The following is a 20844-nucleotide window of genomic DNA, read 5'->3' as shown; positions in this document are numbered from 1 at the left end:
TTCAGCGCGCGTGCCTTTTTAATCCGTTAATCGAAAGCAGCCAGATTGCCGCCTTCGACTAAACAAAATTTACATCTTCACTACGTCGAGCAGCGTCTTCTTGCCTGCCTTGTAGTTGTACAGCGAGATCACGCCGTGCTGAAGGTCGCCCTTCGAGTCGAACGTGGTTTCGCCGATCACACCCTTGTAGTCCGTTGCCGGCATGGCTGCGAGAATCTTCGCCGGATCGGTCGAGTTTGCACGCTTCATAGCGTCGACGATGATGTACACAGCGTCATACGTGAACGGTGCGTAAATCTGGATCGGCTGACCGAAACGCTTCTGATACTTGGCGAGGAACGCCGGGCCGCCAGCCATCTTCTCGAGCGCCATACCGGCTTCCGAGCAGACGATGTTGTCGGTTGCGTCGCCAGCCAGATCCGACAGCTTGTCGGTACAGACGCCGTCACCTGCCAGCACCTTCGCGCGCAGGCCAAGCTGCTTGGCTTGCTTCGCGAACGGGCCGCCGGTAGCGTCCATGCCGCCGTACATGATCGCGTCCGGGTTTTCGCCCTTGATCTTCGTCAGAATCGCGCGGAAGTCGACAGCCTTGTCGTTCGTCGCGTCATGCGACATCACGTTCAGGCCCAGCGACTTGGCGGTCTTTTCGAATTCGTTCGCGAGACCCTGGCCGTAAGCGGTCGAGTCGTCGACGATCGCGACGCTCTTCACTTTCAGACCCTTCGCTGCGTAGTTAGCCAGTGCCGGACCTTGTTGCGCATCGGTCGCGACGACGCGGTACGTCGTCTTGAAACCTTGCTGCGTGTAGGCCGGGTTCGTTGCCGACGGCGAGATCTGCACGATGCCTGCATCGCTATAGATCTTCGAAGCCGGAATCGACGTGCCCGAGTTCAGGTGACCGACCACTGCGACGACCTTATCGTCGACCAGTTTCTGCGCGACCTGAGTTGCCGTGCGCGGGTCGGCTGCATCGTCTTGCGGATCGAGTTGCAGCGTGATTTTCTGGCCACCGATCGTCAGGCCCTTGGCGTTGATTTCCTCAACTGCCAGGCGCGCGCCGTTTTCGTTGTCTTTACCCAGGTGAGCGATACCGCCGGTCAACGGCGCAACGTGACCGATCTTGACGACCGTGTCGGCTGCTGCCGATGTTGCCAACGTTGCGAAGAGCATCGCCGCAGCGCTGATCGGCAACAGCTTTTGAATCTTGATGTTCATGTAAGTCTCCAGTTTCGGTCCCAAAAACAACGTAATCGCCCTGTGCCCCCGCTTCCCCAACACGTGTCGCTCAGTCCCGTGGACGATCACGCCGGTTGCATCGTTCATGCACTTGGCCAGTAAATCTGCCGGGCTGTTTGTGGCAGGCGGCAAACCGTACTTGCGCGCAAGTGTAGGTGATCAAATTAATTTGTGGGGCTTTTTTGAGAAAGTGGGATGAACACTAATAGCGTTTATCCAACAGTGGCTCGCGCCGGTCAGGAGAAAAGGCTGGAAAGCACCAGCCCATGCGGGTTTCCGCTATGTGAGGAATTCCTCTGACAGCACGTTGACATGCTTTTCTGGAGGGTTGAACCTGGCTTTAAAGACGGTTAAAGACGGCCAAAACATGGGTTAAACACGGGTTAAACGACTCATGATTCGAAACGCTTTCGTGCTTAAAAATGAGGCGCACCGCACGCAGCCGCGCGACGCGCCCGAGTCATGCGAAATCAACGTTTGAACGCGGCAATTCTGGCCGTTGCCGCAAGCCATTCCTGTTCGAGTTGGGCCATCAATTCGGCGGCACTCAAAGCTTCGCGGCGCGCGCGACCCAATGGCGCGCCCTGGCCCGACCATAACGAGAGGTAGTCGCTGTTTTGCGCGCGGCCAGCAGTTTGACGCAGTTCCTGCGTCAACGCGTTCTGCACCGGATACGGCGCGGTCTTTTCAGCAGCTTCGCTCAGACGTTGCATCAACGGATTACGGATACCGCGTGCATGACGGCCCGTGATCGCGCGGGTGACCGTGGTCGACGTGTCGGACATATTACGCACCCGGGTTTTCCATGCCTGCGGGATAGCGCTCTCTTCGCAGGTGAGAAACGCCGTGCCGATGACCGCCGCCTGCGCGCCCAGCGACAGCGCCGCGACGATGCCCCGGCCGTCCATGATGCCGCCCGCAGCCAGCACCGGCAGATCCGTTGCGTCGACGAGTTGCGGCACGAGCGTCATGGTCCCGATCAGCGCGTCTTCGAATGCGCCGATAAACGTGCCGCGATGGCCGCCCGCTTCCGCGCCCTGCGCGACGATCGCATCGGCGCCCGCGTCGCGCCAGGCGAGGCCTTCGGCAACGTGCGTCGCGGTGCCTATTACATATAGACCGTTGGCATGCAGGCGGGCGACGTCATCGGCGGAAAGCAGACCGAATGTGAAGCTCGCCACCGGCACGCGCAATTCGATCAGCATCTCCAGTTGCGCGCGGAAATCCGGCGCGTAGCGTTCGAGCGGCTGACCCGGCGGCAAGCCGAGATCGGCGCGCAACGGATCGATCGCTTCGAGCGCGCCGCGCACGGTCGCTTCATCGGGCGAGGCCGGATCGAGCACGAACAGATTCACGCCGAACGGGCGATCCGTCAGCGCGCGAATCGCCGCGACTTCGCTCGCAATTTTCTCGGGCGACAGCGCCGCGCCCGCCAGAAAACCGAAGCCGCCCGCGTTCGACGCGGCGGCCACCATCGCCGGCGTGGTCGCGCCGCCCGCCATCGGCGCCTGTATTACGGGAACCCGCATCTGAAAACGCTCGGCAAACGGCGTCACAAAATTGCCTTCGCTCATGAATCGCTCCTATCCGGTTAATACGCGCGCAATCAGCACGCGCCACTATTCCCGACTCTACCGAGACGCCCCTCGGCAGAGAAATGAATTATCGAGAACGTTTCAATCGCCTTACGAGATTCGTATCGGCAAAAGGCACGCCCACGCTGCGTTTCAGCGCGCTTCCGGGGCCACTGCAAGGCCGTTCTTTTGATGGCAAACTAAGCGCCCGCTTCAGGCATTCCGGCCTCCGGCGTTTCATCAAGACCGACTCCGCGCGGCATCGTGCGGGCTATGGAGAACAGTATGAGCACGACTTCCCGATGGATCGACATCCCCGCCGGCGACGACAGTTTCGGCGGCTACCTGGCGCTGCCTAAAGGCGGCAAGGGACCGGCCGTCATCATCATTCAGGAAATCTTCGGCGTGAACAGCCACATCCGTTCGGTCGCCGATCAATACGCGCAAGACGGCTACATTGCGCTCGCGCCGGACGTGTTCTGGCGCGTGCAGCCGCGCGTCGAATTGACGTACAACGGCGCGGATCGCGACAAGGGCATCGAACTGATGCAAAAGCTCAAGGTCGATGAAGCCGTCGCCGATATCGGCTCCGCCGCCGCCGCATTGCGCGCGATGCCGGAAGTGACGGGCAAGGTCGCGGCCATCGGCTACTGCTTCGGCGGACGGCTCGCGTATCTGGCGGCGGCGCAAGGTTCGGTCGACGGCGCGGTCGCTTATTACGGCGGCGGCATCCAGAACCAGCTCGATCTGGTGCCGAACATCAAGGTGCCGATGCAGTTCCACTACGGTGAACTCGACGCGCATATTCCCGTGTCGGACGTCGGTCAGATTCAGGAACGCTTCGCAGGCCGCACCGATGTCGAGTTCAACATTTATCCGAACGCCGATCACGGTTTCAATTGCTCGGACCGCGCGTCGTATAACCAGCGCGCCGCCGCATTGGCGCATGGCCGTACACTGACTTTCCTCGGCGAGCGTATGTAATTCGCGGTTGAATTGACGCGTTTGAATGGCGCTTTGATCCGCGCCAATCGAACGCGCGAATCGAATGCGCGAATCACTCACTCGCGCCTATCTCGGGTAGTCTCTCGAAGACGGTGTGCCGGCAACACGGCACGCCGTCTTTTTCCATGCGCGGCAGTCGAATATGGCGACGTGAAAACGACTCAGGCCAACCCATCGCGCGCAGGAAAAAGCGGCTGATCCAACACTCGACAAACTCGATAACGAGGGCCCATCCGCCGTGCAATCAGACTATCTCGCCCATGATGCCATCGGCCTCGCCGAACTCGTGCGAACCCGCCAGGCCAGCGCACGCGAATTGATCGACATCGCGATTTCGCGCACTGAAGCCGTCAATCCCGCGATCAACGCGATTGTGCTGAAAGACTACGACGCAGCCCGTCAACGGGCGTCACGCGACGACGCGAATCGCACGGCTCGTTCGAACGGCGAGCATGCTGCTGATAGCACGATCACGCAAAGCGCGCTCGCCGGCGTGCCCTATCTGATCAAGGATCTCGGCGCTCCCGTCGCGGGACTGCGCATGTCGATGGGTAGCCGTCACTACCGCCATTTCGTTCCCGCCGAAGATGCGCCCGTGGTCGCGCTGGCCAAAGCAGCGGGGTTGAATATCTTCGGCAAGACCAGCACGCCCGAACTCGGCCAGATGCCTTATACGGAGCCCGAACTGTTTGGCGCGTGCCGCAATCCATGGAATCTGGACCATACGCCGGGCGGTTCGAGCGGCGGCGCTGCGGCAGCCGTTGCCGCGGGTATCGTGCCGCTCGCGCACGCATCCGACGGCGGCGGTTCGATCCGCATTCCGGCGTCGTGCTGCGGACTGTTCGGCCTCAAACCATCCCGTGGACGCGTGCCGCGCGCAACGCCGCCAGGCGCGGGCGACCTCGGCATCGATCATGCGATCTCGCGCAGTGTGCGCGACAGCGCGTTGCTGCTCGATCTCCTTGCGGGCAATGCTGATCGTCCGCTCGGCGCGCCCGGTACTTTTCTCGGCGCGAGCCGCGAGCCTTGCAAACCGCTGAACATCGCGTACGTGACCGACGCGATGCTCGCGCCGTCGTTATCCGCAGACTCGCGCGCCGCGCTCGAAGACGCCGCGCAACTCGCGAGTTCGCTCGGCCATAACATCGAGCCGGTGTCGCTCGGTATCGATTTTGCGGCGGTACGTCATGCGTTTTTGACGCTGTGGTCGGTCACGGCGGAAGACCTCGTGCTGAACGCCGAGCGCATCACCGGACACAAACCGCAGCGCAGTGAATTCGAAATCTCGACCTGGGCGATGGCGCATGTCGGACGCAAACTCGGCGAGCGCGGACTGCCCGCCGCGCTCGAAGAACAGCGTCGAATTACAGACCATCTGAGCGATCTGCTGAACCGGTTCGACGTCGTGCTGTGTGCGACGCTCGCGTCGGCGCCGATCAAGATTGGCGAGATGCAACCCACGTCGGCGGAACGCATGCAGATGCGCGCCGTGACCGCGATGCCGCTCGAAGCGCTGATGAAAAAGCTGCTCACCGAAGCGTCGAACAAGGCGTTTGCGTGGGCGGGCTGCACGGAGGTGTTCAATCTGAGCGGCCAGCCGGCGATGTCGGTGCCGCTTTACTGGAATGCGCGTGGGTTGCCGGTCGGGGTGCAGTTCGCGGCGCGCATTGGTGGAGAGGCAACGTTGTTACGGCTCGCGGCGCAACTCGAAGCCGCGCGTCCGTGGTTCGACAAACGTCCTCCGTTGATGAAGGCGCGGAGTTAGTGGTCGAGTCGGCGTGAACGATTCACACGATGCAATCGCTCACGCAGGCTTGCGCTGCGTATCGGGATCGACGTGATCTGTGGCACGGAATACAGGCGGCTTCGGTTGCTTGACCGCGAAAGTCGACAGATAGCGGACGAGTCCGTCATTCGTCACCATGAGCGCGATGAGTCGATGCGAGTCCGCACCACACTTCCCGGCCATGACTTCTGAAGAACTCGCCGAGCGTCGCGCACACTCGGTTTTCAAGCGACAAAAGGCGTCGTCCGCGTGCGGCGGATAACGCCTTCAGAATCGAGTGCCGGGCGTGCACCCAGGGTGCGTCGCACGCGGCACACGTCCACGGGATGGTTTGAAGACGAAGAGCCCGCGCCGGCATGAGGGGCGACCCGCCGCTGTCCGATGCACACGCGAGCGGCACGATACCCGCGGCAAGCGACGCCGCTCGAACCGCCGATCAGCTCTTCTTGTTGTATGCGCTGCACCAACCCTTGCTCGCGACCTGCTTGCCCGCGAACATCGGGCAATTGCCGTAGGGGTCGGTGGCTTTCGCCTGGTAGAAGCTGCAGTTGCCGCAGTCCTGGCCGGCTGCGTATTTGGCGAATTTCGCCTTGTCGACCTTGCTCGCGTCTGCCTTGTAGCCGAGCGCCTGTGCGGTCGGATCGGTCTCGGCGACCTTCGGAGCATCAGCGAAAGCCTGGCGCGACAGCGCAAACGTGGATGCCAAACCAATACTCGTAATCAGAAACGTACGACGGGATGATTTCATGGGGGACTCGCTTTGTTTAGTGAACCGATCGCCGTTCTTCGACAGCGGTCCCCAAGGATAGCAATGAAGCCGTCGCGCGTGACGGCCCAAATGCTGGAGATAACCGAATTGGTAGTTAGTCGGAGCGAAAGCGGCGAGTGTGGGTGCCCGGCGGTTTTGTGGTCTGCGAGAGTGAAAGCGAATAGCGAGGTGGGTACGGAGCGGGATAGCGTGAGTGGCGGGTGGCGGGTGGCGGGTGGCGGGTGGCGGGTGGCGAACGGTGAACGGTGAGCGGTAAGCGGTAAGCGGTAAGCGGTAAGCGGTAAGCGGTAAGCGGTGAGCGGTGAGCGGTGAGCGGTGAGCGGTGAGCGGTGAGCGGTGAGCGGTGAGCGGTGAGCGAGCGTAAGCGCCAAACCGGGAATGGCTGGCGCGAGCCGCTCAACTCGCGCTTTGATCCCGTGCCGTATCGCGCATTAACTACGCCCGTCCGCTCAACTCGCAAACCCGTTGCGCAATCGCGAGCGACGCAGTCAAACCCGGCGACTCGATACCGAACAGATTGACGAGCCCCCGCACGCCATGCGCGGCCGGTCCCTGAATCACGAAATCGGCTGCCGGCTCGCCAGGCCCCGAAAGCTTCGGACGAATACCCGCATACGCAGGCTGCAACGCGTTGTCAGGCAGCGCGGGCCAGTACGCGCGAATCGCCGAATAAAAAGAGTCCGCGCGATGCGGGTCGACATCGTAATTAATCGCGTCGACCCATTCGACATCGGGACCGAAACGCGCCTGGCCGCCGAGATCGATCGTCAGATGCACCCCCAGGCCGGCCTCGTTCGGCATCGGATAAATCAGGCGGCTGAAAGGCGCTCGCCCCGAGATGCCGAAGTAGTTGCCGCGCGCCAGATACAGCGGCGGCACGTGACGCGCATCGAGCCCGCGAATCTTGCGCGCGAGCTTGTTCGCGTACAACCCGGCACTGTTGATCACGCACGCGGCGCTGATCGTTGTCGGCGCATCGCCGCCAACCTCGATGATGAAGCGCCCGTTACTCGCTTCGATCGCTTCGACCGGCGCGTGAAACGCGCACACTGCGCCGTCGCGCTCGGCATCGCCCTGAAGCGCCAGCATGAACTGGTGACTGTCGACAATGCCGGTCTGCGGCGAGAACACCGCTTCGACGCACTCGAGTTCGGGTTCGAGTTCCTGCGCCTGGTCGCCGGTGATTCGCATCAGGTCGAGCACGCCGTTGTCGCGCCCTTTGCCCATGATGCTTTCGAGCTGAGGAATCTGATTACGCGAGGTGGCGACCAGCAGCTTGCCGCACCGCGAATGCGGTACGTTGTGCTCGACGCAGTAGTCGTAGAGCATTTCGCGGCCGCGCACGCAGAGCGCCGCCTTCAGCGAGCCGCGCGGATAGTAGATGCCCGCGTGGATGACTTCGCTATTGCGCGAACTGGTGCCGACGCCGATCGCCTCGGCGGCTTCCAGCACGATCACTTCGCGTCCCCGCGCCGCCAGCGCGCGCGCCACGGCGAGACCGACCACGCCTGCGCCGATCACAACACATTCGATTTGATCCATGTCCCTTGACGCGGCTAACTTCACCGCGCGCTGCCTCGTTCAGCCAATAAGAAGAAGACAGGATGCGACGCTCGAATATTGCAAACTGCTCGATGCCACACGCACCTGCCCTTGCACAACCGCTGCGCAAAATTGTACGACGACGCGCAGACAGAAATGCCCGCAGTCTGAACGGCTGCGGGCATTCGATGTTGGGCGCGTCTGGCGCGCATCGGTTGGACTGATTCAGTGTACGCCGTCGAAAGTGCTAACGCTTGCTTCCTGGGCGGTTTCTTCGTGTACCGCTTTTGGGACGGTGCGCGGAGCCAGGCTTGAGGTGTCAGGCGTGAGGCGGGACAGACCGTATCAGGCTGGAACGGCCGGTCTTCCAGATTCAGTTTTGCGTCGTCACTACTCGGTTCGACGCAGCAACAGCCGCCACCGTCCGCGGTCGCGCCTGAGCACGCGGCACCGAATAGCCGCCAACCGCGAGCTCCTGCACATAAGCCGGCGCATTCGGATTCACGTTCAACTCACCGTTGGCGCGCGCTTGGGCCAACTCGGCCTTGACCTCCGCACGCGTCTTCGGACCATTGCCGGGCGCGGCGCTAACGCTGTCGGCGGAAATCGGCGCGTACGGGTTCTGATTCAGTTCGCCGGCAGCGCGGGCGCGCACCACATCAGCCTTCACCTCAGCGCGGGTTACGCCGCTCGGTTGCGTGTAGCTCGCGACTTCCGGGCGATACGACGTGGCCGGACCATAACCGCTAGCGAAAGCCGGTGCAGCGATAGCAGCGGAGAAAAGCAAAGCGAAGGAAGCGGTTCTCATGATGGTTTCCAATAGTCGTTGAATTCGGGTTCTGTGCTTTCTGTGCATTCGGGAGTGACGTTTCGCTTCGTTGCGCTTGCCGTCATTCGTTGGTGCTCAGTGTATTCCCCGACTATCGAAAAACTAGACCGATTGATTTCAACTTAGTATCTCAAAATTAGCAACAATTGCTGTGGCATTCATTTAGCTTCCAGCAGAGATAGCCGGTTTTCGGCCGAAAAAAAGCCGCCCGAAGGCGGCTTTTCTGCGAAAAACGGGCAAAAAACCTCAAAAACCAATCGGTTTTCGACGATTTCCATAGTCCAGGCGGATATCGCCAGATTCAATCTGGTCGCGTCCGGCGATCCGCGCCGAGCCAAATCCATTCAGCATTGCGCGACGCATTTCTCGCGGCGAGGCCTTGATCAGCGCGTCGAGCGCGTCGTCGCCGAGCGTTTCGGGAAAACGCAGACCCCAGTTATGCGCCGAGCGGATTTCGTCGTAGATCGCCTGCGCGATACGCCGCGCGCCGTCGCGGTCCGGCGACGGAATCTCGTACACGTTCATCCGGTTCAGGATCGGCTCGGGGATCGAGCGCTCGTCGTTTGCCGTCGCGATCCAGATCACATTGCCCGCGTTGATCGGTATCTCCGCGAATTCGTCGATGAACGTCTGCGCCGTGTCATGTTCCAGCAGCGCGTACAGCGCGCCGAGCGGATCGTATTGCGAGTCGCCGGTCGCCTTGTCGATTTCATCGACGGCAATCACGGGGTTCGCGTAACTGCCGTTCACGAGCGCATCGAACACCTTGCCCGGCTTCGCGTTTTTCCATTGCGACGACGCGCCGGACAGAATCCAGCCGGCCGTCAGCGAACTCATTGCCACGTACTGGTAAGCGGTGCCGAGAAGACGCGCCAGTTGCTTGGCGAAATGCGTCTTGCCGATGCCGGGATCGCCGAGCAGCAGGATCGGCATCAGTTCGAGCCGGTCTTCGGTTTCGAGACACAGCGCGACCTGCTTGCGGATGTCGTCGAGCGGCGCTGAAAAATTCGGCAGCGCGTCGATCAGATCGTCGATCGACGGCATCCGGTTCGGCTTCACGCAAAAGCGCAGGTTGCCGGTTTTCAGCATCTTCTCGTAGGTTGCGCGGAGTGCGTCGTTCGCGCCCTCGCCCAGATCGTTCAGCGCGGTTTCGACCTGATCGAGGTCGTACACACGGCTGAAAGACGCCACGGCGATTTCCTGTTTGACCATTGCTGTTGTCATCGCTTACCCCGTCTGGCTGGTCCTGCTTGTGGCGGCGCTTGATGGGCACCGTTTCAAGTCCAGTGTATCGACGACATATTCCCTTGCAAGCCAGCAGTCTCATGGCTCTGCTGCTAACGGCGCGACCATGACGACTGCCCGCTTCCCTGCGCGCGCCAGGTTGTTTTCGCCCGGAAGTGTCCTTATCTGAAATGGATTGTTGCTGAACCCGGCCCCGTTTGACGTGTCAGAAAATCGTTGTCCCCATCAGGGGTAAGATGGCCCTTTGACGCCTCGGGCCGGCGCAGTGACCGGAGATTCCTTCTATGTGGAAAACCAGTATCGTGGCCGTGCTGCTCGGCACTTCGTTGCTTGCAAACGCGCAACAACGGCCGGAGCCGCAGGTCGTGCAATGGCAGTTGCAGGTGATGCGCGACGGTCAGCAGATCGACGCGTTCGACGGCACCACCACCGTCGGCCAGGCGCGTACGGATACGCATCACAAGGTCGTGCAGCATAACGTCGGCTGTAAGGATCAGCCGGGCGGCAGCATCGATCTGTCGCGCACGTTGACGGTGTCGCCGCTGCGGGCCGACGCGAACGAAGTGATGCTTTCAATCGACGCACAGGAAACGCTCGAAGACAGCACCGCGCAGCAAACCGACACCGGCTGCAAGTTGCCGCCGCAGCCGCGTCAGGTGAACGCGAGTCACCCTGGCTTGATGGTGGCGCCGGGGCAGTGGGCAAGCTGGACGATTGTCGACAAGAATCCGAACCTGGTCTATCGCGTGCGTGCGAATCTCGCCGACAGCAGCAGCAACGCCGCCGGCAATGGCAACAACGGCAGCAACGGCAACAGCAATGCAAAGTGACATGAACGCCGCGCGCCGAACCGGTCACTACGAGGCTGACCAGGCGCGCGTAAATCAAGCCCTCAAAACAGAACACGTGGATAACGCGGCATGCGAAACCCAGAAGAATTGATCCGCGAGAACCTTGCGCCGAACGATTTCGTCGCGGTGAGCTGGAACCTGCACAAAGGCCGTACACCATTAGGTTTTCAGGCGTGGCAGGCGATGCAGCGCTGGGTCCAGTCGACTCACGCCGACGCCTATTTCCTGCAGGAAGCGATGGCGCGGCGCATGCCGTCGCCGGTGCTGGCCAGCAGTTTCGGCGCGCCCATCGGCGATCCGTTGAACGATGTCTGGCACTGCCAGGCCACGGAAATTGCCCGCGCGCTGGAACTCGAAGTCGCGCTCGGACCGAACGTGTTCAAACCGTCGTGGCGGCATGGCAATGCCATTTTGTCGCCGCATCCGCTCGATCTCGGCGGACGTTGGGACATCTCCGCGCATCGCTTCGAGAAGCGTGGTTTGCTGGTCGCGCGCGCGACGTTCGGCGGTCATTCGGTCACGCTGTTGTGCGCGCACCTCGCGCTCACACGCCCGGCACGTTTGCGGCAAATGCACTGGATCGCCAACTGGATCGAAAAGGAAGCGCCGGAAGGACCGCTCGTGCTGGCCGGCGATTTCAACGACTGGCGCAACGATTCGGTGCCGCTGTTTCGCGAGCACGGTTTGCAGGAAGTGGCGACGTTGCTGGGCGAATCGGGCCGCACGTTCCCGGCGTTTTCACCGGCGCTCGCGCTCGACAAGATGTTCGTGCGCGGCATGCAGCCCGTCGAGTGGATCCAGCCGACGCAGGAAACCGCGTGGCTGTCGGATCATTTGCCCTATATGGCGCGCTTGCGGGTGGAGTGAGCGAGGGCTTTTAAATGCAAAGAGGCGGCCAGTTTCACAGGCCGCCTCTTTTTCTTGTCAAACGAGCGACAAAAACCGCTCGACTACGCCGCCCGCTGCGGTGTCCACTTCAAGGTCGCGGCAATCTCCTCGCCCGGCTGCAACACACAGCCGCCCACCTGTTCCCGCTGACCCGCCGTGTTGAATGAATCCGTCGTGTTCGTCACCGGCTCCACGCACAGTTGCGGATCGTTGGCCGGCGCGAATACCACCATGTGATCGAACGGCGCATCGGCGGTCATCGTCAGTTGACGGTGTTCGTCGGGCCACGCAATCACCGCCTCGCGCGTCCAGTTGGCGAAATTGTTGTCGAGGTTGAATGCGTCGGCGGACATGCCTTCGCGCAACGCGTCGACTGCGGGATGCGGACCGAGATGCGTCGGCAGCACGTCGGCGTCGGCATGCCACATCGCCTGCACGTTCGCATGCACTCGCGTCTGCGCGGTGCGCGGATAGTACGGGTGATGCCCCATCCCAAACGGCATAGGCCCTTCAGCCAGGTTCTGCGCGGACATCGTGATAACCAGCGCCCCGTCACGCAACTCGATGCGCTGCTGCGCCCGGTAACGGAACGGCCAGTCGCCCGGCTCGCGCACGTCCGGCTCGTGCTCGAAATGCAGCTCCACCGCGCGCTCCGTGCGCGCGCCCACCTGCCACGGATGCCTCCACGCGTTCCCATGCAGCGCATGCGCGAAACGCAGGTCGTTGCCGCTCAGGTCGATAGTCGCGCCGTCGAACTCGAAACGCGCGTCGCGAATCCGGTTGCAATACGGGAACAGCGGAAAACTCGCCATCTTCAGCGGATCGCGCTCGGCGAATGCTTCCGGTGCGGCGGGCCGCAGCCAGTGCAGCGGACCATCGGGTGTGACTTCGTAAAAAGCCGCGAGCGCGCCGCCCACTTCGGGAGCGAGCACGGCCCGCAACGCGCCGGCCTTCAGCGTGACGAGCCCGGCTGCAATCACGGGATCGTCGAGCCACGCGAGGTCGGTGGCAATCGGTTGAATTGAATTCAAGGAAACGTCGCGCATGGTCAGAAGAGGCGTGGCCTCGGGCGGATGGCGGCAAATACGCGCATCGGTGTCTCCTTTTGCGTGCCGCACACAGCGCGCAGCCGACGGACCTTCGAAGTCCGCGCGACCGAGAATCGCACGCCAAAGCACATTGGTCAATATTATTAGTAATAAATTTGTCTTACCGGGCCTATCCACGTGTGCAGAAAAGTCCCAAATGGCGGGTTAGCGCGCGTTGCCGCGCGCATATTATTAGTGGTACCGTCACCATCACGATGCCTACGGCATGCTCCCGCTTTTGCGCCGCTACCGCGCGGCCCGCACAATGAAAAAATCGACTCAACGCCGTCCGACCATGACCGACATCGCCAAACTCACTGGCGTGTCGCAATCCACTGTCTCGCTGGTCCTGAACAACGCGACCGGCGCGAAGTTCTCCGAGGCCACCCGCAACAAGGTGCTGAAGGCCGCGCACGATCTCGGCTACCGGCTGTCGCTGCGCGAACCGGTCGCGACATCGACCGACGAACGCAATCTGATCGTCTATCTCGCCGATGAAATTTCCACCAGCCCGCATCCCGTGGTAAATGCCGACGGTGCACGCGACGCCGCTTATGCGGCCGGCAAAATGCTGGCGGTCTACTCGACGCACGGCAACGCCGACATCGAGAAGCAGGTGCTCGACACGGTGCTCGCGAATCCGCACGTGTTCGGCGTGATCTACGCGACGGTCTACACGCGCAAGGTGACGCCGCCCGCCGCGCTGTCGCAGATTCCGACCGTGCTGCTGAACTGCTACACGGGCGACGGCGGGTTTTCGTCGGTCGTTCCGGCGGAGGCTGCGGGCGGTCATCTCGCGACCGATTACCTGCTGCAATCGGGGCATCGACGGATCGGGTTTATCAACGGCGAACCCTGGCAGGATGCGTCGAAAGATCGTCTCAAAGGCTATCGCACCGCGCTCGCCACCGCCGACCTGCCTTACGCACCGGAACTCGTGCGCGACGGCGACTGGAGTTCCGGCCTCGGCTTCGAACTGACGCTCTCGCTGATGCGCGAAGCCAACCCGCCCACCGCGATTTTCTGCGCGAACGACCTGACCGCGATCGGCGCAATCGAAGCGCTGAAGCAACTCGGCTTGCGCGTGCCCGAAGACGTGTCGGTGCTCGGTTACGACGACCAGGAAATCGCCCGTCACACGCACCCGCCGCTATCGACCGTCGTGCTCCCGAACTATGAACTGGGGCGCTGGGCCGTCGAAACCCTGCTGCAGGAAGAACACAACCGGTCGGCCGGTGCGCCGGTGCGTCACCGGATGGTCAAGCTCGATGGTCCGCTGGTCGAACGCGCGTCGGTCAGGGTAATTACCGAGGCAAAAAAGCCAATAATTAATATTATTAGTGATTGACCGATAATAATTCCGGGTGGAATAATCGGCACGTCCGGTCAGCAGAAAACGCGGCCGGCAAAGAAACACAAAAAGCAAATACACACCTACCTCACCAGGTACTGGAGGAAGACATGGCGTCGCTCAATACGCAGTCGCGCAAACTCGCGCGCAAGCATCAGATTCGTCCGCTGGCAGGTTCGCTGCTGGCACTCGCAATCGGTCTCGGCGTCGCCACCGCGCACGCCGACGACGGATTGCCCAAACTGGCGACCAAGACCCCGCTGAAGGTCGGCTTCGCGCAGACCGAAAGCAACAACCCGTGGCGTCTCGCGGAAACCAAGTCGTTCAAGGACGTCGCCGCGAAGTGCGGCTGGCAGGTCGTGATGACCGACGCCAACGGCTCAAACTCCAAACAGGTCTCGGACATCCAGAGCATGATCGCGCAGCACGTCGATCTGCTGGTGTTCCCGCCGCGCGAAGAAAAGCCGCTCGCACCGATCGTTCTGCAAGCCAAGAAGGCCGGCATTCCGGTGATCCTGGTCGACCGTGACGTCGATCAGTCGGTGGCGAAGGCGGGCCGCGACTACATCACGTTCATCGGCTCGGACTTCATCGATCAGGGCCATCGCGCAGCCGACTGGCTCGTGAAAGCGACCGGCGGCAAGGCGAAGATCATCGAACTGGAAGGCACGACCGGCGCGTCGGCGGCGAACGATCGCAAGAAGGGCTTCGACGAAGTCGTCGCGAAGAATCCCGGCATGACGATCATCGCTTCGCAAAGCGGCGACTTCGCACGCGACAAGGGTCGTCAGGTGATGGAAACGCTGTTGCAGGCACACCCGGACGTGACCGCGGTCTACGCACATAACGACGAAATGGCGCTCGGTGCGATCGCCGCGATCAAGGCTGCGGGCAAGCAGCCGGGCAAGGACATCCAGGTCGTGACGATCGACGGCACCAAGGGCGGCATGGACGCCATCGCCGCCGGCGAACTCGGCGCGAGCGTGCAGTCGAGCCCGTTCTTCGGCCCGCTCGCCTGCGACGTCGCCCAGCGTTATGCGAAGGGTGAAAAGATCCCGACGTGGGTCAAGGTGTCCGACAAGTTCTACGACAAGGACAACGTCCAGCAGAACATGCAGTACGGCTATTGATCGACTAGCCACGATCAGCTGTAGAGAAGCGTTGCAGCAGGAAAGTCACCCGCTTTGACAACCGTCTCCTCGGGAAGCGGGTGACGGGAAGGGTTCGAAGCGACGCGCCCGTGATTGCACGGACCGTCGCTTCGCTTTTATGCGGCGTAACATGATCCGACTCACGATCCGACGACGATCTGAGACGCCCCTGCATCGAGTCCGGACGTGCACGGCAATTTGCCCGTGCAGCACACGCAGCACCGCATCAGGAGGACACCCCGTGACGGAATCCGGCACGCAGACGCCACACTCCCCCCTTAACCGTTCGCCGCTGCTCGAGATGCAGGATATCGGCATCAGCTTCGGCGGCGTACCCGCTTTGCGTGGCGCGAATCTGAGCGTCGCAGCAGGCGAAGTTCACGCGCTGATCGGCCAGAACGGCGCGGGCAAATCCACGATGATCAAGATCCTGACCGGCGCATATCGACGCGGGTCGGGCAGCGTACGCTTCGAGGGCCGCGAAGTCGATTTCCGCACGCCGAAGCAGGCGCGTGAAGCGGGCATCAGCACGATTTATCAGGAGATCAACCTGGTGCCGTTTCGCTCGGTCGCGGAAAACATTTTTCTCGGACGCGAGCCGCGCCGTTACGGTCTGATCGACTGGCGCGCGGTGCAGCAACGCGCCAGCGCTTTGCTCGAATCATTCGGTTTGCAGATCGACGTGAAGAAACCGGTTGGCCGCTATTCGACCGCGATCCAGCAGATGGTGGCGCTGGCGCGCGCGGTGTCGTCGGACGCGAAGATGGTCATCATGGACGAGTCCACGTCGTCGCTCGACGAACGCGAAGTGGAACTGTTGTTCACCGTGGTGCGCAAGCTGCGCGACGACGGCCGCGCGGTGATCTTCGTGTCGCACCGGCTCGACGAGCTTTACGCACTGTGTGACCGCGTCACGGTGATGCGCGACGGTCAGACGGTCGCGCAAAGCACGATGGCCGAGATGGACAAGCTGCAACTCGTCACGACGATGCTCGGCCGCACGCTCGCCGCCGTCGTGCAGGAAGACACCGCGTCGCGCGAAGCGAACCTCGCGCGACGCGGCAAGCAGGCGATTGCCGCCGCCAACCTGAGCGCGCATCCGAAAGTGAACGACGTGTCGCTCGCCGTGCATGCAGGCGAGGCAGTCGGTCTCGCCGGTCTGCTCGGCTCGGGCCGCACCGAAACCATGCGGCTGATGTTCGGCGCCGATCCGCTCGAGCAAGGCTCGCTGTCGATCGGCGGCGAAGCGGTCGCGCTGAAGTCGCCGCAAGACGCGATCGCGCGCGGCCTCGCCTATCTCACCGAAGACCGCAAGGGCGAAGGCATCGTCCCCGAACTGTCGGTGCGCGACAACCTCACGCTGGTTTGTCTGCGCACGCTGGCGAAAAACGGCGTCGTCGATGTGAAGAAACAGCAGGCGATTGTCGACCGTTTCATCACGTCGCTCGGCATCAAACTGCGTTCCGCCGATCAACCGATCCGCGAACTGTCGGGCGGCAATCAGCAGAAGGTTTTGCTGGCGCGCTGGCTCGCCGCCGAACCGTCGCTGCTGCTGCTCGATGAACCGACGCGCGGTATCGACGTCGGCGCGAAAGCGGACGTGGCGAAGATCGTCCGCGAATTGCGCGACGCCGGACTCGCGGTGCTGCTGTCCGCGTCCGAACTCGAAGAGTTGACCGCCGTGGCCGACCGCGCGGTGGTGATCCGCGACGGCCGCACGGTCGCCGAACTGAATGGCGCCGACATGAGCGAGACCACGATCATGGACGCGATCGCGTACGGCAGCGAAGGTCATTCGCAACTGGCCGAAGCCGCGCAAACGGCAAACGCCGCCCATATCGAAGACGCGTTGGAGGGCGACCGTCATGGCGCTTAAGCTGCATACCGAAACACTGCAACCCGAAGGGCGCCAGGTCGACAGCGGTTCGTCGCCGGCCAGCGCGACCCGCACCAAATCGTCGAGCACGGTGCAGAAATGGCGGCATCTCGCGATGCAGCGCGAAGTCATCGTGTTGCTCGCGATGGTGCTGTTCAACCTGATCTTCACGCCGCACTTCTGGTCGCTGCAAACCTTCAACGTCAACATGACGCAGGTGGTGACGATCGTGATCGTCGGCATCGGCATGACGCTGGTGGTGGCGACAGGCGGGATCGATCTGTCGGTGGGCGCGTCGATGGCGATCTCCGGTGCGCTCGCGCCGATGCTGTTCCTGAACATCGCGGGGCCCGGCGGGATCGCGCTCGCCTTCGTGCTGCCGGTGCTGGCCGCGGCGCTGTGCGGCGTGTTTAACGGCTTTCTGGTGACGAGGCTGGCCGTTCAGCCGATTGTCGCAACGCTGGTGCTGTTCATCGCCGGACGCGGGATCGCGCAGGTCGTCACCGACGGCAGCCTGCAGGCGTTCAACACGCCCGCATTCCAGTGGATCGCGCTCGGCAAGGTCGCGGGCGTGCCCTTCCAGGTTCTGCTGATGCTGGCGCTGGTCGCGCTGTTCGTGTGGGTGGTTCGCAAGACGCTGTTCGGCCAATACCTGCTGATCACCGGCGGCAACGAAAAGGCCGCGTATCTGTGCGGCGTGCCGACTGCCACCATCAAGCTGATCGCGTACACGTTGTGCGCGGCTTTGGCGGGTCTGGCCGGGCTGATCTCGATCTCGGTGAATTCGTCGTCCGATGCGAACGTGGTCGGCCTCGGCGTCGAACTCGATGCGATTGCAGCGGTGGCGGTTGGCGGCACGGCGTTGACGGGCGGCAAGGCGTATATCGGCGGCACGCTGATCGGCGCGCTGATCATCCAGTTGCTGCGTTACACGCTGCTCGCGCACGGCATTCCCGATGCGGCGGCACTCGTGGTGAAGGCCGGCATCATCGTCGCGGCGGTTTATGTGCAGCGGCGCTCGCGCTGACGCCTCAAGGACACTTCTGGACTCGATGCGATGAAAAAGAATCTTCCTATCCTGGTTGCGCTGGCCGCGCTGGTTATCTTCGGCCTCGTGCGCTATGACCATTTCGGCTCGGCGTACAACATCACGTCATTCTGGCGCTACAACTCGATGTTCGCGCTGATCTCCATCGGCATGGCGTTCGTGATCATTACCGGCGGTATCGATCTGTCGGTCGGCACGGTGGCGGCTCTGGCGAGCGTCGTCGCGGCACTGGCGAGCCCGTACGGCGGCCTGGCCGCGGTCGTAGCGGGCTGCGTTGCAGGACTCGCGGTCGGCGTGCTCAACGGGCTGATCATCACGCGGCTCAAGATCCTGCCATTTATCGTGACGCTCGCGACCAGTCTCGGCGCGCACGGCGTCGCGCTGCTGCTGGGCAAGAACGACGCGGTGTCGATCGCGTCGGACTCGAATTTCGGCAACTTCGGACAAGGCGATCTGTTCGGCCTGCCGATTCCCGGGATCGTCGCGGTCGTCGCGGCGGTGGCCGGCTGGCTGGCACTGCGCAGCACGCGTTTCGGACGACATTCGCTCGCGATCGGCGGCAGCGAGGAAGCGGCGCGGCTGATGGGCTTGAACGTCGACCGGACTCTGGTGCTGGCTTACGCGGTGAGCGGTTTGCTGGCGGGCATGGCGGGCGTGATCCTCGCCGCGCAATTTGGCGCGGGGCAGCCGAACGAGGGCGTCGGCTGGGAGCTGTTCGCGATTTCGGCGGTGGTGCTGGGCGGCACGCTGCTGACCGGCGGCGAAGGTTCGGTCGCGATGACGATTGCCGGCGTGCTGCTGCTCGGGCTTGTGTTCAACCTGCTGAACTTCGAGAACGGACTGGGGTTTATCAGCTTGTCGGCTTACTGGCAGTCGGTGATTCGCGGCGTGTTCCTGCTGCTGGTGATCGTGTTGCAGGCTCGGGTGTTGAAGCAGCGCGGCAAGAAGCGGGTGGTTGCGGCGGCTTGACGGGTTGGTTTAGCTCGCTTGAATTTCGCCAGACGCGTGAAATGCAGTGAAAGTGTTTGAGTCGAGGCGGCAAGGTTCTGTTTGCCGCCTTGGCTTCCACAAATCGGCAGACAACCGTGTGCGTCGCATTTGCCATCTGTCTCTTGTCACATGTCAGCACGCTTTATACATCTCAGAGTGAACGGATAAGAGATCGCTAAAAATCCGTTATCAACGGCGTATTTGAGAAACCTTCATCAAGCCGAACTAGCTTCTGTGTACCAAAAATCGACTCCTCCGCCTTCCGAATCCCTCGCCGCGCCACCGCCCCGCACTCCCCCGCCACCCCGCACCGCATTCCCATTTGCCAGTTTTATCAGCAGGGTCAATGCTGCAGTGCACGCCGCGTTTCGGTATCATCCTGAAAATGTTGCCCACGCGGCGTGCCTTTACGGCGTCTGCCAGGCAGCCGATCGCAACCGCCCAGCGCGGTTTTCGCCGATCGCCGTACCCCTGCTGAAGCGCGGCAGCACTCCCGCCGATGTACTTCGCGACGCCCGCCTGAATCGCTAGCCGGCGCCGCCGCTTCCAGGTCCGGCAACCCGCATCACACGCTCAATCGCCGCGTCGCAAGCCTCCAGCCAGCGAGCGCGGTAAAATAGCGGATTGCGCGTGACTCCCGACCACGGGTTAGCGCAGCATCGCCCTTGCCGTGCCGGCCGGCTCCAACGACTGGCCGCCTTTGTTTTCGCACTATCCAAGAAGCCATGAGCAACCTGAATTCACAAACCGTCCTGAGCGTCCATCACTGGACCGATACGCTTTTCAGCTTCACCTGCACGCGCGACCCGGGGTTCCGTTTCGAAAACGGCCAGTTCACGATGGTGGGCCTCGAAGTCGACGGCAAGCCGCTGATCCGCGCTTATAGCCTCGCCAGTGCGAACTACGAAGAACATCTCGAATTCCTGAGCATCAAGGTGCAGGACGGTCCGCTTACGTCGCGTCTGCAGCACCTGAAGGTCGGCGACGAAGTCCTGATCGGCAAGAAGCCGGTCGGCACGCTGATGGCCGACAACCTGCTGCCGGGCAAGACGCTGTGGCTGCTGTCCACGGGCACGGGCCTCGCGCCGTTCATGTCGATCATTAAAGATCCGGACATTTACGACCGTTACGAGCGCGTAGTGCTCACGCACACCTGCCGTTTCGTCGACGAACTCGCGTACAAGGAATACATCACCGACCACCTGCCGGCGCACGAGCACCTCGGCGAACTGGTCCAGGAAAAGCTGCTGTATTACCCGACGGTCACACGCGAAGCGTTCCAGAACCGCGGCCGCATCACCGAGCTGATCGAAACCGAAAAGCTGTTCGCCGACCTCGGCGTGCCGGGCTTCTCGCTCGAAAACGACCGCGTGATGCTTTGCGGCAGCCCGCACATGCTGCGCGACACCCGCAAACTGCTCGACGACCTCGGTTTCGAGGAAGGCAGCAACAATTCGCCGGGTCACTATGTTGTCGAAAAAGCATTCGTCGGCTAAGCCACGTTGCTAACGCGCGACACCATGTCGCGGAATCAAAAAAAGGAGCCTTCTGGCTCCTTTTTTTATTGGCCAGGTTACAAATGACACAACCGACATTTAACATTCAATGTCGGTAT

Annotated in this window: 17 protein-coding genes; 10 read left to right on the top strand and 7 right to left on the bottom strand. The window is 62.2% G+C overall.

Annotated features, from left to right (window positions below; genetic code table 11):
• Window positions 1-69 precede the first annotated feature (69 nt).
• Window positions 70-1215, bottom strand: coding sequence for a branched-chain amino acid ABC transporter substrate-binding protein (locus tag BLS41_RS02220; RefSeq protein WP_074762745.1), 1146 nt, complete (start codon window positions 1213-1215; stop codon window positions 70-72).
• A 491-nt stretch (window positions 1216-1706) separates the two neighbouring features.
• On the bottom strand, window positions 1707-2810 hold the full coding sequence (locus BLS41_RS02215; RefSeq protein ID WP_074762744.1) for an NAD(P)H-dependent flavin oxidoreductase: 1104 nt from the start codon (window positions 2808-2810) through the stop codon (window positions 1707-1709).
• Between the two features lie 285 nt (window positions 2811-3095).
• Here BLS41_RS02215 and BLS41_RS02210 point away from each other — a divergent pair, with 285 nt between their 5' ends.
• Window positions 3096-3794 carry a dienelactone hydrolase family protein gene (locus tag BLS41_RS02210; RefSeq protein WP_074762743.1) on the top strand — a complete coding sequence of 233 codons (699 nt, stop codon included), beginning with the start codon at window positions 3096-3098 and terminating at the stop codon, window positions 3792-3794.
• A gap of 259 nt (window positions 3795-4053) precedes the next feature.
• On the top strand, window positions 4054-5580 hold the full coding sequence (locus BLS41_RS02205) for an amidase (protein ID WP_074762742.1): 1527 nt from the start codon (window positions 4054-4056) through the stop codon (window positions 5578-5580).
• Between the two features lie 457 nt (window positions 5581-6037).
• Here BLS41_RS02205 and BLS41_RS02200 read toward each other — a convergent pair whose 3' ends face one another.
• The 4 genes from BLS41_RS02200 to BLS41_RS02185 all read right to left on the bottom strand — a co-directional run bounded on the left by BLS41_RS02200 (window position 6038) and on the right by BLS41_RS02185 (window position 9965).
• Window positions 6038-6349, bottom strand: a complete 312-nt coding sequence (locus BLS41_RS02200) for a high-potential iron-sulfur protein (protein ID WP_074762741.1) — start codon at window positions 6347-6349, stop codon at window positions 6038-6040.
• Window positions 6350-6805: 456 nt separating this feature from the next.
• The gene (locus tag BLS41_RS02195; RefSeq protein ID WP_074762740.1) at window positions 6806-7912 is read right to left on the bottom strand and encodes an NAD(P)/FAD-dependent oxidoreductase; all 1107 of its coding nucleotides are present in this window, start codon (window positions 7910-7912) and stop codon (window positions 6806-6808) included.
• Between the two features lie 373 nt (window positions 7913-8285).
• Window positions 8286-8720, bottom strand: a complete 435-nt coding sequence (locus BLS41_RS02190) for a DUF4148 domain-containing protein (protein ID WP_074762739.1) — start codon at window positions 8718-8720, stop codon at window positions 8286-8288.
• A 267-nt stretch (window positions 8721-8987) separates the two neighbouring features.
• The gene (locus BLS41_RS02185) at window positions 8988-9965 is read right to left on the bottom strand and encodes an AAA family ATPase (RefSeq protein WP_074762738.1); all 978 of its coding nucleotides are present in this window, start codon (window positions 9963-9965) and stop codon (window positions 8988-8990) included.
• A gap of 305 nt (window positions 9966-10270) precedes the next feature.
• On the opposite strand from BLS41_RS02185, the gene BLS41_RS02180 reads away from it, so the two are divergent.
• Together BLS41_RS02180 and BLS41_RS02175 are read left to right on the top strand one after the other, a co-directional pair.
• Window positions 10271-10816, top strand: a complete 546-nt coding sequence (locus BLS41_RS02180; RefSeq protein WP_074762737.1) for a hypothetical protein — start codon at window positions 10271-10273, stop codon at window positions 10814-10816.
• 90 nt (window positions 10817-10906) lie between these two features.
• On the top strand, window positions 10907-11704 hold the full coding sequence (locus BLS41_RS02175; RefSeq protein ID WP_074762736.1) for an endonuclease/exonuclease/phosphatase family protein: 798 nt from the start codon (window positions 10907-10909) through the stop codon (window positions 11702-11704).
• Window positions 11705-11787: 83 nt separating this feature from the next.
• Here BLS41_RS02175 and BLS41_RS02170 read toward each other — a convergent pair whose 3' ends face one another.
• Window positions 11788-12771, bottom strand: coding sequence for an aldose 1-epimerase (locus BLS41_RS02170; RefSeq protein ID WP_074766225.1), 984 nt, complete (start codon window positions 12769-12771; stop codon window positions 11788-11790).
• 337 nt (window positions 12772-13108) lie between these two features.
• Between BLS41_RS02170 and BLS41_RS02165 the strand changes: the two genes are divergently transcribed.
• From BLS41_RS02165 to BLS41_RS02135, 6 genes are all read left to right on the top strand, one after another.
• Entirely contained in the window at window positions 13109-14161 is a 1053-nt protein-coding gene (locus BLS41_RS02165) for a LacI family DNA-binding transcriptional regulator (protein WP_074762735.1), read from the top strand.
• A gap of 113 nt (window positions 14162-14274) precedes the next feature.
• The gene (locus BLS41_RS02160) at window positions 14275-15294 is read left to right on the top strand and encodes an ABC transporter substrate-binding protein (protein WP_074762734.1); all 1020 of its coding nucleotides are present in this window, start codon (window positions 14275-14277) and stop codon (window positions 15292-15294) included.
• Between the two features lie 322 nt (window positions 15295-15616).
• Window positions 15617-17191 carry a sugar ABC transporter ATP-binding protein gene (locus BLS41_RS02155; protein WP_253189657.1) on the top strand — a complete coding sequence of 525 codons (1575 nt, stop codon included), beginning with the start codon at window positions 15617-15619 and terminating at the stop codon, window positions 17189-17191.
• The gene (locus BLS41_RS02150; RefSeq protein WP_074762732.1) at window positions 17181-18218 is read left to right on the top strand and encodes an ABC transporter permease; all 1038 of its coding nucleotides are present in this window, start codon (window positions 17181-17183) and stop codon (window positions 18216-18218) included. The genes BLS41_RS02155 and BLS41_RS02150 overlap by 11 nt, the downstream gene beginning before the upstream one ends.
• 30 nt (window positions 18219-18248) lie before the next feature.
• Window positions 18249-19208, top strand: coding sequence for an ABC transporter permease (locus BLS41_RS02145; RefSeq protein ID WP_074762731.1), 960 nt, complete (start codon window positions 18249-18251; stop codon window positions 19206-19208).
• A 746-nt stretch (window positions 19209-19954) separates the two neighbouring features.
• Window positions 19955-20725: a ferredoxin--NADP reductase gene (locus BLS41_RS02135; protein WP_074762730.1), complete on the top strand. Its 771-nt coding sequence runs from the start codon at window positions 19955-19957 to the stop codon at window positions 20723-20725.
• Window positions 20726-20844 lie beyond the last annotated feature (119 nt).

The organism is Paraburkholderia fungorum, from assembly GCF_900099835.1.
Classification (GTDB): domain Bacteria; phylum Pseudomonadota; class Gammaproteobacteria; order Burkholderiales; family Burkholderiaceae; genus Paraburkholderia; species Paraburkholderia fungorum_A.
This window is presented reverse-complemented; position numbering and strand designations above follow the sequence as displayed.

Excerpts from the sequence above, each read along its gene's own strand:
- BLS41_RS02220 (WP_074762745.1), bottom strand. The coding sequence starts at position 1,215 with ATGAACATCAAGATTCAAAAGCTGTTGCCGATCAGCGCTGCGGCGATG.
- BLS41_RS02215 (WP_074762744.1), bottom strand. The coding sequence starts at position 2,810 with ATGAGCGAAGGCAATTTTGTGACGCCGTTTGCCGAGCGTTTTCAGATG.
- BLS41_RS02210 (WP_074762743.1), top strand. The coding sequence starts at position 3,096 with ATGAGCACGACTTCCCGATGGATCGACATCCCCGCCGGCGACGACAGT.
- BLS41_RS02200 (WP_074762741.1), bottom strand. The coding sequence starts at position 6,349 with ATGAAATCATCCCGTCGTACGTTTCTGATTACGAGTATTGGTTTGGCA.
- BLS41_RS02195 (WP_074762740.1), bottom strand. The coding sequence starts at position 7,912 with ATGGATCAAATCGAATGTGTTGTGATCGGCGCAGGCGTGGTCGGTCTC.
- BLS41_RS02190 (WP_074762739.1), bottom strand. The coding sequence starts at position 8,720 with ATGAGAACCGCTTCCTTCGCTTTGCTTTTCTCCGCTGCTATCGCTGCA.
- BLS41_RS02185 (WP_074762738.1), bottom strand. The coding sequence starts at position 9,965 with ATGACAACAGCAATGGTCAAACAGGAAATCGCCGTGGCGTCTTTCAGC.
- BLS41_RS02180 (WP_074762737.1), top strand. The coding sequence starts at position 10,271 with ATGTGGAAAACCAGTATCGTGGCCGTGCTGCTCGGCACTTCGTTGCTT.
- BLS41_RS02175 (WP_074762736.1), top strand. The coding sequence starts at position 10,907 with ATGCGAAACCCAGAAGAATTGATCCGCGAGAACCTTGCGCCGAACGAT.
- BLS41_RS02170 (WP_074766225.1), bottom strand. The coding sequence starts at position 12,771 with ATGCGCGACGTTTCCTTGAATTCAATTCAACCGATTGCCACCGACCTC.
- BLS41_RS02165 (WP_074762735.1), top strand. The coding sequence starts at position 13,109 with ATGACCGACATCGCCAAACTCACTGGCGTGTCGCAATCCACTGTCTCG.
- BLS41_RS02160 (WP_074762734.1), top strand. The coding sequence starts at position 14,275 with ATGGCGTCGCTCAATACGCAGTCGCGCAAACTCGCGCGCAAGCATCAG.
- BLS41_RS02155 (WP_253189657.1), top strand. The coding sequence starts at position 15,617 with ATGCAGGATATCGGCATCAGCTTCGGCGGCGTACCCGCTTTGCGTGGC.
- BLS41_RS02150 (WP_074762732.1), top strand. The coding sequence starts at position 17,181 with ATGGCGCTTAAGCTGCATACCGAAACACTGCAACCCGAAGGGCGCCAG.
- BLS41_RS02145 (WP_074762731.1), top strand. The coding sequence starts at position 18,249 with ATGAAAAAGAATCTTCCTATCCTGGTTGCGCTGGCCGCGCTGGTTATC.
- BLS41_RS02135 (WP_074762730.1), top strand. The coding sequence starts at position 19,955 with ATGAGCAACCTGAATTCACAAACCGTCCTGAGCGTCCATCACTGGACC.